The sequence below is a fragment of the Betaproteobacteria bacterium genome, from assembly GCA_016713305.1.
In the GTDB taxonomy this organism is placed as follows: Bacteria; Pseudomonadota; Gammaproteobacteria; order Burkholderiales.
Genome location: JADJPK010000004.1, coordinates 1 through 13,957, shown reverse-complemented (window position 1 = coordinate 13,957; position 13,957 = coordinate 1). Strand labels below are relative to the sequence as shown.

Here is a 13,957-nt window from a genome sequence, read left to right as displayed (position 1 = left end):
CACGGTAACTGGGCCGATACGACGCAAGGCGATGCGCGCTCTGCCTCTTCTCGCTGCCGTACGCACCGGATTCGCCGGACACACCTCCGCCCGCTGGGGTCTCCTGACCTGTGCAGTCCTTTGCAGCGTGTCGTTCGCGCTCGTCCTGCTGAACGACACGGTTCGCGTTCTGTTCAAATGGCTGATCGATCCTGTATTTCACACCACTTCCTCTGCCGCCACGCTGCAGATTCTGGCAGCGGGAGCGATCGCCTCCGGTCTCCTTGCGTTGCCGCGCGGCCGGAATGCAGAGGGGTCTCCCACGCGGGACCGGTCACTGGCGGTCATTCTGATCGGCACGCTTGTCTTCGGTCACGCCATCGTGCTGGCGATGCATGTCCGCTACGCGTCCGCCATCGGCATTCCGTCGACTCTGCACGGCTATCACTGGCTCGGCGAGCAGAATACCTACAGCTTCCTGTTGCACACGCATGTCGGCAAGGCGCTCCTTGCCGTCCTGGATCCTTGGATCGCGGCACTGCCCGGCAACTACGACACGGGACTTGCGCTGTCGCAACGCACGCCGGGCGCATTCGCGCTCTCCGTGGGCGCGGCCCTGCTCGCCTCGTGCATTGCGGCATTCGCGCTCCTGCCCGGCATCGCCACGCGATATCGAGACGATTGGGCACTCATATGGGCGTACTTCTTCGCGGCGCTCAACTGCATCAAGACGATCGTGGACGGCGGGCCGCTGACCTACCGGTTTCTGCCGTCCTTCCTCGTGCTGCTCCTCCTCTGTGCCGCTCGCGACGCCGGGCATCTGCGACAGCTGTTGAGGAAATTCACCGGACCTTGCATTGCCCTTCTCGCCGCCTACCTGGCCCTGTGGTGGCGCGTCGGCGGAGAGGACTACGGCTCCGCTTTCAATGCGACCCTGATTCTCGTGTCGGCGCTCGCCGTCCCGGTGCTGCTGCGCTGGAAGCCCCCACGAGCGGCCAGACGTCACGTCCGGACGGTGGCGGTGACGGCTCTCCTGATCCATGCCGGCGCCATCTATTCGGTGGAAGCGATGCACGGCACGGGAATGCTCCTGCACCCGCTGCCGTCAGGCTACCGCGTCAGCGTCCTCGATCTGCGTGAACCTCGCGTGCTCGTCTCGCGGCCGGTGCCTGTGGGAACGTTGCCGCTGGATCTCTACCGGTACTACGGAGACGATCCGCTGAAGCCTTCGCGCGTATTCATCTGGAACGAGAACGAGATGCCGCAGAGCGCGCTGATCGCCGGTGTTTCCTATCTCGATGCGGGAGCCAACGGCGGGCGAATTCCGATTTCGAGCCCTACGCGGGTTTCCGAACTCTGGCGCGCAGGCGACGGCACGCATGCGATCCTTGCATTCCGGGCGGACGAGAGCCGGGTGCCGCCGTACTTCTCCGACACCGCCTCGGCGCTGTCCAACAACAACTACCACGTGCATCTTCATCTTGCGGCGGCGGTGCTCCGGTCGGCCGGACTCACCGAGTTCGTACTGCTGCCTCTTCTCGACCGGCAGCACGTGGAGCGCTACGCCGGGCGTCCCCTCGCCGCGAATCCCCTGGACTGAACCGGGGTGCACACGTACCTCATGCTCCTGCTGGGGTTCGGGGCGGGCGTTCTGTCCGGTGCGGGTGGCTTCGGCGGAGGGCTTCTCCTGGGGGTTCTGTGCGCGGATGGCGTCTCGCTCGCGGCTTCGTTCGGCATCGTGAAGCTTCACGCCGCGGTCAACGATACCGGCTCGATCGCCGGCTTCCGCCAGGATGGACACGCCGGTTGCGACGTTCGCTGGCGCGATGCGATCGTGCTTCTCGGCTGCGGCGCAGCGGGCGCCTGTCTGCTCCACTACATTGCAGTGGAACGCACATTCACGAGCCTGGGGATCCTGGGATGGACCGCGCTGTGCCTTGCCTGCTGCGGTGCAGGGGCGATGGTGCGGGCCGGAGACTGCCGCAGCACCACCGCGGCAGGGTTCGGCCTCTACGTCGGAATGTGGGGATTCGGCGCAGGAACCGTGTACGCGCTGGCTTCGGTGGCGTCTCGCGGCGCGAGCTACGTTCGTGGCGTGGCCCAGTCGCGGTCCTACGGCGCCATCGCGAATCTTTCCGCGCTCGCCGCACTTGCCTTGCTGGGCGATGTCGACTGGTCTCTGGCGGGTCCGCTGCTCCCGGGTCTGGCGGCCGGGGCCTTCGCCGGGTCGAACTGGCTCGCCCGCACCACACCTGACCAGGGAAGGCCCGACTGATGAGCGCGACCTTCGTTCCACCCCCCCGCCACACCATTCATGCAGGTCTCGAGGACCTCGAGACCCGTCAGTCGGTGCCCAGCAGATGCATCAGCGAGCAGGTATCCCAACGGCTGCCGCCTCGTCCCTGCACCTGCGCATAGAACTGGTCGATGAGAGCGGTGGCCGGCAGCCGGGCGCCGTTGCGATTGGCTTCGTCCAGGCAGATCGCGAGATCCTTGCGCATCCACTCGACGGCGAATCCGAATCCGTCGAACTTCATGTCGTTCATCGCCTTCCAGCGATTTTCCATCTGCCACGACTGAGCAGCGCCTTTGGAGATGACCGAAATGACCTTCTCGATGTCGAGGCCTGCATGCCTGCCGAAGGCGACTGCTTCCGCCAGACCCTGGAGCACGCCGGCAATGCAGATCTGATTCATCATCTTCGTGAGCTGGCCTGCGCCCGGTCCGCCGATCAGGACGCAGCTCTTGGCGTAGATGTCGAGCACCGGCTTGGCACGATCGAAGTCGGCGACATCTCCACCGCACATGATCCCGAGCTGTCCATTCACGGCGCCCGCCTGACCGCCCGATACCGGAGCGTCCACGAAACCCAGACCGCGATCCTTGCATGCCGAGTGCAGTTCCCGCGCGACGACGGCCGATGCGGTCGTGTGGTCGACCAGCACCGCGCCGGTCTTCATGCCCGCCATCGCGCCGTTCTCTCCCGTGGCCACAGCACGCACGTCGTTGTCGTTGCCCACGCACATCATCACGAGATCGCAGTCCGTGGCGGCTTCTCGCGGTGTTGCGGCGGACTTGCCGCCGTACTCGGCAGCCCATTGCTCCGCTTTTGCGCGCGAGCGGTTGTACACGGTGACATCGTGGCCGCCCTTCTTCAGCAGATGGCCTGCCATGGGGTAGCCCATGACTCCAAGACCCAGAAAAGCGACACGCATGATGGAAGACCTCCGTGAGAAAGCGCCTGATCAAGGCGCAGGATGCTCTGCGGGCCACCGGGTCCTGTCAAGTACACAGGGTGCGCCATGCCACCTGGTAAAGGCGAGACATGGAGCCGGCAGAACGCTTCCGATATCCTCGCGCCAAGAGGCGACACTCCGTGTGCATTCCGGCCCCGCTGCCCCGGCTCGAATGCCGGGAGGTGAACCGGATCGCGAGCGGGACGTGCGCTGACCGTTCGACCTCCTGACCGGGATGCCATGAACCTTCGCAAGCTTCTCATCGCCAACCGTGGCGAAATCGCCGTGCGCATCGCCCGCACGGCTGCCGATCTCGGAACGCGCACCGTCGGCATTCATGCGGCCGACGATGCCGACTGTCCGCATGTCGATCGAGTCGACGAGGTGTGGGGCCTCGCGAAATCGGGTCCGGCCGCTTACCTCGACATGGCAGCGATCGTGGATGCCGCCTTGGCAAGCGGGTGCAACGGGGTGCATCCCGGCTACGGCTTCCTGAGCGAGAACGCCGCCTTCGCACGTGCGTGCCGCGCCGCTGGTCTGATGTTCATCGGGCCTGACCCCGAGACACTGGAAACTTTCGGCGACAAGACCAGGGCGCGACGGCTCGCGCAGTCGTTGGGGATTCCCGTCGCCGTCGGATCGGACGGCCCGGTGACTGCGGGACAGGCAAGGCGGTTCTTCCAGGAACAAGCGACCGGTGGCGTGATGGTCAAGGCGATCGCCGGTGGCGGTGGCCGGGGCATGCGGCCGGTGCGGAGCGTCGAGGACATCGAATCGGCGGTGGAGCAGTGTGCCGCCGAAGCGCTTGCAGCGTTCGGCAATGCCGGCCTCTACGTCGAGGAATTGCTGCCCGATTGCCGCCACGTCGAGATCCAGGTGGCGGGCGATGGCGAGCGCGCGGTGGCGTTGGGGAGCCGCGATTGCACGCTGCAGCGCGCACGGCAGAAGCTGATCGAGATCGCGCCAGTCCCGCACATGTCGCCGCGGCTCCTGGACCGGATGTCCGAAGCTGCACTTTCCATGGCCACGCAGGCGCGGCTGACGGGCTTGGGCACATTCGAATTCCTGGTGGACGCATCCGGGGGCGAACGCTTCGTGTTCGTGGAAGCCAATCCGCGCATCCAGGTCGAGCACACGGTCACCGAGGAAGTCCTGGGACTGGATCTCGTGAGGTTGCAGATCCAGCTGGCCAACGGCGCGCGGATCGAGGACACGGAGCTGGAGGCAGAAGGCCGCCTCGAATCGTCCGGGTTCGCGATTCAGCTGCGCATCAACGCGGAGAGGATGCTCACCGGCGGTGCCGTGGCACCTTCGGTGGGAACCATCGAGACCTTCGACGTGCCAGGGGGGCCGGGGGTGCGATGCGATACGCATGGCCGGGTGGGACTCGCTCTGCGTGGCCGCTACGATTCTCTCCTGGTCAAGGTCATCGTTCATTCGCGCACGAACGACTTCTCCGCTGCGGTTGCCAAGGCAGGCCGTGCTCTGCGCGAGCTTCGCATAGCGGGGGTCGACACCAACGCGGATGTCCTCGCGGCGGTACTGGAGTGTCCCGAAGTGGCATCGGCGCGATTTCACACGACGATGTTCGAGGATCGGTTCGCCGACTTCGTGTCGCGCGCCTACGAAATTGCTTCGCAGACCGCGAAGGCTCGCGCGCTGTCTCCTGCAGGGTCAAGGCCGGATGCCGGTGCCGAGGAGACATGCCCCATGCCGGAATCCGATGCTGCCGCGGCCGAAGGGGTGTCGCTGCTCCGTGCGGTTCTGCATGGAACGATCGTGAGTTGGCTCGTCGGGCCCGGGGAGAAGGTGACGGCGGGCCAGACGCTGGGATTCATAGAAGCGATGAAGATGCAGCACGCCGTCGAAGCTCCCGGGACGGGCGTGGTGCAGTCCGTATCCGCGTCCGTGGACCGGCTCGTGAGCGAAGGCGATGTCCTGTGCGGGATCCGGCTCGATGCGGAGGCGGAGGTGGGAACGGGTCCTGCGGTGGACGAAGATCCGGACCGCATCCGCGCGGATCTGGCCGAAGTTCATGCACGGACACGCAAACTGCTGGACGAGTCCCGGCCCGAGGCCGTGGCCAAGCGCCACGCTGCAGGAGGCCGGACCGCGCGCGAAAACATCGAGGATCTCTGCGATCCGGGGTCGTTCCAGGAATACGGCGGACTCGCCATCGCAGCGCAACGTCATCGCCGGAGCCTTCAGGATCTCATCGATCGCACTCCGGCGGATGGCATGATCGCCGGAACGGGCCGGGTGAATGGCGAGCGGTTCGCCGACGAGGCCGCGCGTTGCATGGTCATGGCCTACGACTACACCGTGCTGGCGGGCACGCAGGGAACCAAGAACCACGAGAAGAAGGACCGCATGTTCGAACTGGCGGCCGAACATCGCTGGCCCGTGGTCGCGTTTGCGGAAGGCGGCGGCGGGCGCCCCGGGGATGTCGACATCCACTATGCGGCAAGCCTGCACATCAAGGCGTTCACCTCGTTCGCTCGGTTGTCCGGCAAGGTTCCGCTTGTCGGCGTGGTGTCCGGACGCTGCTTCGCCGGCAACGCCGTCATCGCCGGCTGCTGCGACGTGATCATCGCGACGGAAAACACTTCGCTGGGCATGGGCGGCCCGGCCATGATCGAAGGTGGCGGGCTTGGAGTCTTCCGGCCCGACGACGTCGGGCCGGTCGAGGTGCAGAGTCCCAATGGCGTGATCGATGTGGTCGTGCGCGACGAACGCGAGGCCGTGCGTGTAGCAAGGCAATATCTGTCCTATGTCCAGGGCAGCGTAAGTGACTGGACCGCCCATGACCAGCGACGGTTGCGCAACGTCGTGCCCGAGAACCGGTTGCGTGCCTACGACGTTCGCGCGGTAGTCGACATCCTGGCGGACTCGGATACGGTGCTGGAGCTTCGCCCGCGCTTCGCACCGAACATGGTGACGGCGTTCGTTCGCGTGGAAGGCCGACCGATGGGCGTGATCGCCAACAATCCGCGGGTGCTGGGCGGTGCGATCGATGCGGATGCCGCCGACAAGGCGGCGCGATTCCTGCAGCTGTGCGACGCCTACGGGCTTCCTGTGCTGTCCCTGTGCGACACCCCCGGGAACATGGTGGGTCCGGAGGCCGAGAAGACCGCGCTCGTGCGGCACTGCTGCCGTCTCTATGTCGTCGGCGCGAACCTGCGGGTGCCCATCTTCTCGGTCGTGCTGCGCAAGGCCTACGGTCTCGGCGCACAGGGAATGGTGGGGGGAAGCTTCCATCGTCCCGTCTTCGCCGTGTCCTGGCCCACGGGCGAGTTCGGACCGATGAACCTCGAAGGCGCGGTGCGTCTGGGTTACCGCAAGGAACTCGAGGCCATCGGCGATCCGGTGGCGAGGACGGCGGAGTACGAGCGCCTGGTGGCCGAAGCCTACGAACGCGGCAAGGCGCTCAATGCGGCCACGCAGTTCGAGATCGACAACGTCATCGATCCCGCGGATACCCGCGAATGGATTGTCCGCGGGCTTCGCGCGATGCCGCCCTCCGACCGCTCACCCGCCATGCGCGCCAGAGCGTGGGTCGACACCTGGTAGGTGGCACCGTGTCCCGGACGGTGGGTTCGTTCGAACTCCTGACCGCGCCGACGAATCGAGCGCATCAAACCGGTCTGCCTTCTCCACCGGAGAAGCGTGAAGCTTCGGCGGCCAGGGAGGTGATGCCCGTCCAATCGCCTGCGGCCACCCGATCGCGGGGAATCATCCAGGATCCACCGACGCACAGCACGTTGGGCAATGCGAGGTAGGACGGTGCATTCTGCGGCGTCACTCCGCCGGTGGGACAGAAGCGCAGATCGGCGATCACCGAGGCCAGCGAGGACAGAAAGCGAACGCCGCCCGATGCCTCGGCCGGAAAGAACTTGAGGTGACGAAACCCGAGTTCGCGCAGCCGCATGGCCTCCGAAACAGTGCTCGCACCCGGCAGAAGCGGCACCGGATGATCGACGGCCGCCTGCAGCAGTGGCTCCGTGGCACCCGGAGAAACCGCGAAGGCCGCGCCGGCGGCGTGCGCCTGGTCCAGCTGTCCCGCGTTCAACACCGTTCCCACGCCCACGACGGCTTCGGGCACCGCGTCGCGCATGATCCGGACGGCATCGAGTGCCGCCGCGGTACGGAGGGTCACCTCCAGCACGGACAGTCCCCCAGCCACCAGGGCGCGTGCGAGCGGTGCGGCATGTGTGACGTCGTCGACCACGATCACCGGAATGACCGGGCCGCGCATCATGACCGCAGCGACGGCTGATTGAGCGGCGGTGAGATTCATGCGGTATGTTCTCCATCGAGTCCGGGCGCACGGTTGTCGCCGTCGTCGGGGTTGCCGAAGATGGACGCGCCCGCATCGGCAGGACCGGCGTTCCGCCGGAACACCGAGAACAGTTCGCGTCCGACGCCCAAGTCGGATCGCTTCGACGGCGGTGGTGTTTCGCGGCGTGACAATTCGGCCGCATCCACCAGAACGTCGAGACGTCCCGACACACCGTCCACGCGCACGACGTCACCGTCGCGCACCTTGCCGATCATTCCGCCGGCAAGGGCCTCGGGCGTCACATGGATGGCGCCCGGCACCTTGCCCGAAGCGCCGGAGAGTCTGCCGTCCGTGACGAGCGCCACCCGCCGCCCGTGGTCCTGGAGCGAAGCAAGCGGCGGCATCAGCTTGTGCAGTTCCGGCATCCCGTTCGCCATGGGGCCCTGATGCCGGACCACCGCCACGAAGTCCCGGTCGAGTTTCCCGGCCTTGAAGGCACGCTGCACGTCTTCCTGCGAATCGAAGACGAGCGCGGGCGCTTCCACCACGTGGCGATCGGCGGGAATCGCAGAGGTCTTCATCACGGCGCGGCCGAGGTTTCCCGAAAGCAGCTTGAGTCCGCCGGTGGGCTGGAACGGATCGCCCGCCGGCCTCAGTACGCTCGCGTCGGAGGTTTCGCGGGCGGCAGGCCGCCATTCGATCCCGCCGTCCGTCCCCAGAAAGGGTTCGGTCAGATATCCCCCCAGACCTGTCCCGTTCACCGTGGTCACGTCCTCGTGCAGCAGACCGGCATCGAGCAGGGTGCCGATGAGAAAGCCCATGCCCCCGGCCGCGTGAAAGTGATTCACGTCGGCCTTGCCGTTGGGATAGATCCGGCACAGCAGGGGAACGGCCCCGGCGACCTCCGCGAAGTCGTCCCAGGTGATGCGGATCCCGGCCGCGGCGGCCATGGCGACGAAGTGCAGGGTGTGGTTCGTCGATCCGCCGGTGGCGTGCAGGCCGACGATGCCGTTCACGATCGCGCGCTCGTCGATCACATGGCCGATGGGCGTGGGATCGGATCCGAGGGTACTGATGGCGATGGCGCGCCGGGTCGTGGTCCGTACGATCTCCTCGCGCAGAAGCGTGCCGGGATTCACGAACGTGGTACCAGGAAGATGGAGTCCCATGATCTCCATGAGCATCTGGTTCGTGTTGGCCGTGCCGTAGAAGGTGCAGGTACCGGGACCGTGGTAGGAACGCGCCTCTGCTTCCAGGAGTGCATCCCGTCCCACCTTGCCCTCTGCATGGAGTTGCCGGATCTTGGCTTTTTCGTCGTTGGGCAGGCCGGATGTCATGGGGCCGGCCGGCAGGAACAGGGCGGGCAGATGGCCGAATCGCAACGCCCCTATCAGCAGCCCCGGAACGATCTTGTCGCAGACGCCCAGATAGAGCGCGGCGTCGAAGCACTGATGCGAAAGCGCCACGGCGGTGGAAAGCGCGATGACGTCGCGGGAGAAGAGCGAGAGCTCCATGCCCGCTTCCCCCTGAGTCACGCCGTCGCACATCGCTGGAACGCCGCCCGCGACTTGCGCCGTGCCTCCCGCCGTACGCGCAGCATCGCGAATCAGCGCCGGAAAGCGCTCCAGCGGCTGGTGAGCCGACAGCATGTCGTTGTAGGCAGTCACGATACCGATGTTGGGCCCGCTGCCGGAGCGCAGCGCATCCTTGTCGCCGGGCTCGCACGCGGCAAAACCGTGCGCCTGGTTGGCACAACCGAGCGCCTGCCGCTGCGGGCGCGTCAAACCGGCGGCCGCGATCTGTTCGAGATATCGGCCCCGGCTCCCCCGGCTGCGGTCGCGGATGCGCTCGGTGACGCGTTCGATCAGCGGATGGACGGGCATGGCACTCCTCAGGGACACCAGAAGACGGAGACGGGTGTGCGGCTTTGCCGCAGGATGGCGCGCACGGGAAGCTCGGTCTCGTCTCCCTCGTCCAGGGCGCGCGCGAGAGTCGATCGTTTGGCATCACCCTCGATATGCAGTGCGATCGCCCGGCTCGCCAGAAGTTTCACGAGCGACAGGGTGAGTCGCGCCTCACCGGGGGCATCCGGGGCGATCGCGATCACCGAGTCCGCCGATGAGGGATCCAGGCACGCGCCGAGTTCGGGCGCACCGGGAAAGAACGAGGCCGTATGGCCGTCCTCTCCCATGCCGAGGACGACCGCCGCGAACGGCGAGGGCAACTGCGCGACCGCGGCATCGACGGTCGCGCGCGAGGCATGTGGTGATTCACCACCGTCGTACAGAGGAAGGAACGCAGCCCGGGAGGCGAAGTCCCGCAGGAGATGCCGGCGGACCAACCGGCCGTTGGATCGCGCGGAATGCTCGTCGGTCCAGCGCTCGTCCACCAGCGTCACGTCGACGCGCGACCAGGGCAGTTCACGCGACGCCATCGCTTCGAAGAAGCGTGTCGGCGTCCGGCCGCCGGAGACGGCGATCGCAGCCCGCAGAGCCGACCGCAATGTTTCCTTGATGCGTGCCGCGACGAAATCCGCGAGTTCGCTGGCCAGGACGGCACCATCGGGACATTCGATCCACCGGTGGCCGGCCCGCGCGAGTCCCTCGTCAACCGGCATCACGGTTCCACCCCATGTCCTCGTGCCACGTGCGGCCGTCCCGTTCAATGAGAGCGACCGCAGCGGAGGGTCCCCACGTACCCGCGGCGTAAGGCTTGGGCGGTTCCTCGCCGTCCCGCCAGAGTTCCATGATCGGGTCGACGCACGATCATGCCGCTTCCACGTCGTCGCGACGCATGAACAGCGTCTGGTCGCCCCGCACCACGTCCATCAGCAGGCGCTCGTAAGCGTCCGGATTGCGCACGGCGAAGGCCTCCGCGAAGCTCATGTCCAGTGGCACCTGCTTCAATCGCATGCCGCCGGGGCCGGGGTCCTTGATCATGAGCCAGAGCTTCACGCCCTCGTTCGGCTGCAGCCGGATCACCAGATGATTGGAGTGGATCGTCCCCGCGCGGTCTTCGAAGACCGAATGCGGAATCGGCCGGAAAGCCACCACCACTTCGGACACCCGCTGCGGCAGCCGCTTCCCCGTGCGCAGATAGAACGGCACGCCTGCCCAGCGCCAGTTGGCGATCTCGGCCTTCAGCGCCACGAACGTTTCCGTGTTGCTGGACGCGCCGAGTTCGTCCGCATAGCCCGGCACCGAGCCGCCGTTCGCGACTCCGGACCGGTATTGGCCCCGCACCACGCCGGTGGACTGGTCCCGGTGAGTGATGGGTTTCAGGGCCTTCAACACCTTGAGTTTCTCGTCGCGCACCGCATTGGCCGTGAGCGATCCTGGAGGTTCCATGGCGACGAGGCACAGGAGCTGGAGCAGGTGGTTCTGCACCATGTCCCGCATCGCGCCTGCGGTGTCGTAGTAGCCGGCCCGGCCCTCGACGCCGAGCGATTCCCCGGCCGTGATCTGTACGTGATCGACGTGCGCGGCGTTCCACAGCGGTTCGAACAGCGCGTTCGCGAAACGGAGCGCCATCAGGTTCTGGACCGTCTCCTTCCCCAGGTAGTGGTCGATCCGGTAGATGGTGTGCTCGGCGAATACCGCCCCCACCGCATCGTTGACGGCCCGCGACGACTCGAGGTTCTTGCCGATGGGTTTTTCCAGTACCACGCGGGAGTCCGCGCTCACCAGCGAATGTGCGGCAAGGCGGCTGCAGATGGGGCCGAACAATTCGGGCGACGTGGCGAGATAGAACACGCGGATGCGGGAGCGTTCGGCGTCCAGCAGGGCGCTCAGCGTGTCGAGCCCCGAATCGGTGGCCGCATCGGCCTTGACGTAGTGCAGCCTGGACAGGAATCGCTCGGCCGCGGCCGGGCCCTCCGCCGTGCTCAGGGTGTCCGGATCGATCGCCTGGCGCGCGACCGAGCGGAACTGATCCGTGGTCTGGGATGACCGTGCCGTGCCGATGATCCGCGCGCCGGGCGGGATCTGACCGGCAAGGTCGCGGTGGAACAGGGCCGGCAGCAGCTTGCGGCGGGAAAGATCGCCGGTGGCGCCGAAGACCACGAGGTCGAAAGGTTCGACCTGGATGATGCGAGCCGTCATGGGCACTTCACTCCTGGCATCGACACGGGAACCGGACAGGCCGCGTCCAGGGAAGGTCTCGTCAGTGGCCGCCTTCGCCGGGAAGTCCCGTCGGACGGCCGAGGCGAGATTGCGCGACTCGCCGAGCCGGCCAACGACGCCGGCGTCCATGGCCGGCTGCCTGGCAGACCACGCGGATCGATCGGACCTTCCTCAAGGCGACTCCGCGTCCCTCGCACATAGTACAGGCTGATGCGCGAAAGCATGACGAATGCGTGCCGGATCCGGCACTGCAGGATAACGGCACGATGTTCCCGCCGCTCAAGATCTTCCGGCCGCGGCCGTAACCATCGTCGACGACCCGAACCAGCATCACGGAGAACGCGCATGTTCCTGCACCAAAGATTGTCCCTCTCGGTCCTGGCCCTGCTTCTGGCCGCCTGTGCATCCGGTCCCGCCGTCGGGCGCAGCGAGACCGCCAAGGAACCGGCGGTGGCCGATGCTCCGTACGTGGCCGGAGCGGCCATGACCAAGGAGCGGCAGGGGCGCGTCACCCCGGAGTCGGCGCTGAAGATCCTGCGGGATGGCAATGGCCGCTTCCTGAGCGGCAAGATGGTCAAGCGGGATCTGCGCGAACAGGTCAAGATCACCGGGCACGGCCAGTTTCCGTTTGCCAGCGTGGTGAGTTGCATCGATTCCCGCGCTGCGCCCGAGGTCGTGTTCGATCTCGGTGTGGGCGACGTGTTCACCGCTCGCGTCGCGGGCAATGTGATCAACAAGGACATCCTGGGCAGTCTCGAATACGCCTCCAAGGTCGCCGGTTCCCGTCTCATCGTCGTGCTGGGACACTCCCACTGCGGTGCCGTGAAGGGGGTGTGCGACAACGTGAAGATGGGCAATCTCACCAGCCTGCTGGAGAAGCTGAAGCCGGCCGTCGCCGCCGTGCCGGAGGACGGCAGCCCGCGCAACTCGAAGAACGAGGCGTACGTCGAGCACGTGGCCGAGGCCAACGTGAAGCTGACGGTGCGTCAGATTCTCGAGGACAGTCCGATCCTTCGCGAACTGGTCGAGCAGCGCAAGCTCATGGTCGTGGGTGCGATGCTGGATGTGGAAACCGGAAAGGTCGAGTTCATGGAGATGAGTCATCCGGCGGAGAAGGTCGCGACGCATGAGTCGCTGCATCTCTGACAGGAAGCCGCCATCTCCCGTGAAGCGCCTGCGTCTGCTGGTTCTGGGTGTTGCTGCTCTGTTCGGTAGTGGCTGCGCCGTCCTGCCGGCACCGGAGACTGCCTCGGCCGTGGAGGTGCCTGCCTTGGCTGCCGAAGATTCGGGCCCGCTATCGAAGTCCGCGCAGGCCGCTGTCACCCCCGATCAGGCCATGCGCTGGCTGAGGGAGGGCAACGAACGATTCGTGTCCGGCAGGCCGTTGCAGCGCAATGTCTACCGCCGGGTGATGGCCACCGCTCGTGACCAGTACCCGTTCGCCAGCATTCTGAGCTGCACCGATTCGCTCAGCAGCCCGGAACAGGTGTTCGACCAGAGCGTCGGGGATGTCTTCTCCGTACGGGTGGCCGGCCATGTGGTGAATCGGGACGTCCTTGGAAGTCTCGAATACGCGTCCAAGGTGGGAGGAGCGCATCTGATCGTCGTGCTCGCCCACACGCACTGCAGCACGGTCCGCGACGCCTGCGATGGAAGGAGTCTGGGGAACATGGCGGGTGTCGTGCACGAACTGCAACCCGCCGTGCGCAATGCGCAGACCGGCCTGGCCTCGACACGTACGAGGGAGGATCTCGTTCGCGCAGCCACGCTGGAGAACATTCGCCTGAGCGTGCGGCGGATCCTGGAGGAAAGCCCCGTGCTGCGAGAGCTGGTGCAGCAGCGCCGGCTCGCGGTCGTGGGCGCCATGTTGGACGAAGATTCCGGAACGGTGAGCTTCGAGCCGTGAAGGGGAGCGATTCCGGTGTCCGGCCGCCCGGTGACTTGTGTTGGCGCCTGACAGCAGGGAAAATTGCCGGCGACGCTGTCCAGACCAATACAAGAACGTCTGCATGTTGCCGAAATCCGGAACAGTAGCGACCCAATCGAGTGCAGCGCCGTGATCCCCTGCGTGATCGCCAACGCCGCCTCCATCGAGCCTTCCCTCGCCAGGCAACTGGAAGAGACGGTCGGCCGGCGCATCCCGGCCGGTTTCTTCTACACGTCCCATAGCCGAACGGAATTCCGCAAACTAGCTGCGGCGGCGCTGGCCAAAGGCGCCAGGCGGATCGTCGTGGCTGGAGGGGATGGATCCATGGCGGCGGCAGCCAACGCCTTCGCCGGTACGGATGTCGAGGTGGCCTTGTTGCCGTTCGGCGGCGAAAACGATTTCGCACGCACGTTCG

The 13,957-nt window shown here is 66.3% G+C and carries 10 protein-coding genes and 1 pseudogene; 6 read left to right on the top strand and 5 right to left on the bottom strand.

Annotated features, from left to right (window positions below):
• Positions 1–31 precede the first annotated feature (31 nt).
• Positions 32–1,579 carry a hypothetical protein gene (locus tag IPK20_00625; GenBank protein ID MBK8015332.1) on the top strand — a complete coding sequence of 516 codons (1,548 nt, stop codon included), beginning with the start codon at positions 32–34 and terminating at the stop codon, positions 1,577–1,579.
• 6 nt (positions 1,580–1,585) lie between these two features.
• Positions 1,586–2,254, top strand: a complete 669-nt coding sequence (locus IPK20_00620; GenBank protein ID MBK8015331.1) for a sulfite exporter TauE/SafE family protein — start codon at positions 1,586–1,588, stop codon at positions 2,252–2,254.
• A 67-nt stretch (positions 2,255–2,321) separates the two neighbouring features.
• Here the strand turns inward: IPK20_00620 and IPK20_00615 are convergent, their stop codons facing one another.
• Positions 2,322–3,197: an NAD(P)-dependent oxidoreductase gene (locus IPK20_00615; GenBank protein ID MBK8015330.1), complete on the bottom strand. Its 876-nt coding sequence runs from the start codon at positions 3,195–3,197 to the stop codon at positions 2,322–2,324.
• Positions 3,198–3,455: 258 nt separating this feature from the next.
• Here IPK20_00615 and IPK20_00610 point away from each other — a divergent pair, with 258 nt between their 5' ends.
• Positions 3,456–6,785: a carbamoyl-phosphate synthase large subunit gene (locus tag IPK20_00610; protein ID MBK8015329.1), complete on the top strand. Its 3,330-nt coding sequence runs from the start codon at positions 3,456–3,458 to the stop codon at positions 6,783–6,785.
• Positions 6,786–6,849: 64 nt separating this feature from the next.
• On the opposite strand, the gene eda is transcribed toward IPK20_00610, so the two are convergent.
• The 4 genes and pseudogenes from eda to zwf form a co-directional block, all read right to left on the bottom strand.
• Complete coding sequence (gene eda / locus IPK20_00605) at positions 6,850–7,512, bottom strand: bifunctional 4-hydroxy-2-oxoglutarate aldolase/2-dehydro-3-deoxy-phosphogluconate aldolase (protein ID MBK8015328.1); 663 nt, start codon at positions 7,510–7,512, stop codon at positions 6,850–6,852.
• Complete coding sequence (locus IPK20_00600; GenBank protein MBK8015327.1) at positions 7,509–9,377, bottom strand: phosphogluconate dehydratase; 1,869 nt, start codon at positions 9,375–9,377, stop codon at positions 7,509–7,511. The genes eda and IPK20_00600 overlap by 4 nt, the downstream gene beginning before the upstream one ends.
• An 8-nt stretch (positions 9,378–9,385) precedes the next feature.
• Complete coding sequence (pgl, locus tag IPK20_00595) at positions 9,386–10,111, bottom strand: 6-phosphogluconolactonase (protein MBK8015326.1); 726 nt, start codon at positions 10,109–10,111, stop codon at positions 9,386–9,388.
• Positions 10,101–11,594, bottom strand: a pseudogene (gene zwf / locus IPK20_00590) (glucose-6-phosphate dehydrogenase). The gene pgl and the pseudogene zwf overlap by 11 nt, the downstream one beginning before the upstream one ends.
• A 504-nt stretch (positions 11,595–12,098) precedes the next feature.
• Between zwf and IPK20_00585 the strand changes: the two are divergent.
• From IPK20_00585 to IPK20_00575, 3 genes are all read left to right on the top strand, one after another.
• Positions 12,099–12,761 carry a carbonic anhydrase gene (locus IPK20_00585; protein MBK8015325.1) on the top strand — a complete coding sequence of 221 codons (663 nt, stop codon included), beginning with the start codon at positions 12,099–12,101 and terminating at the stop codon, positions 12,759–12,761.
• 19 nt (positions 12,762–12,780) lie between these two features.
• A complete protein-coding gene (locus IPK20_00580) occupies positions 12,781–13,521 on the top strand; it encodes a carbonic anhydrase (GenBank protein ID MBK8015324.1) in 741 nt (246 codons plus the stop codon).
• 162 nt (positions 13,522–13,683) lie between these two features.
• A partial coding sequence (locus tag IPK20_00575; protein ID MBK8015323.1) for a diacylglycerol kinase occupies positions 13,684–13,957 on the top strand: 274 nt, incomplete at its 3' end.

What these genes read in the sequence shown, in the direction of transcription:
- IPK20_00625 (MBK8015332.1), top strand. Translation starts at nt 32, where the DNA reads ATGCGCGCTCTGCCTCTTCTCGCTGCCGTACGCACCGGATTCGCCGGA.
- IPK20_00610 (MBK8015329.1), top strand. Translation starts at nt 3,456, where the DNA reads ATGAACCTTCGCAAGCTTCTCATCGCCAACCGTGGCGAAATCGCCGTG.
- eda (MBK8015328.1), bottom strand. Translation starts at nt 7,512, where the DNA reads ATGAATCTCACCGCCGCTCAATCAGCCGTCGCTGCGGTCATGATGCGC.
- IPK20_00600 (MBK8015327.1), bottom strand. Translation starts at nt 9,377, where the DNA reads ATGCCCGTCCATCCGCTGATCGAACGCGTCACCGAGCGCATCCGCGAC.
- pgl (MBK8015326.1), bottom strand. Translation starts at nt 10,111, where the DNA reads ATGCCGGTTGACGAGGGACTCGCGCGGGCCGGCCACCGGTGGATCGAA.
- IPK20_00585 (MBK8015325.1), top strand. Translation starts at nt 12,099, where the DNA reads ATGACCAAGGAGCGGCAGGGGCGCGTCACCCCGGAGTCGGCGCTGAAG.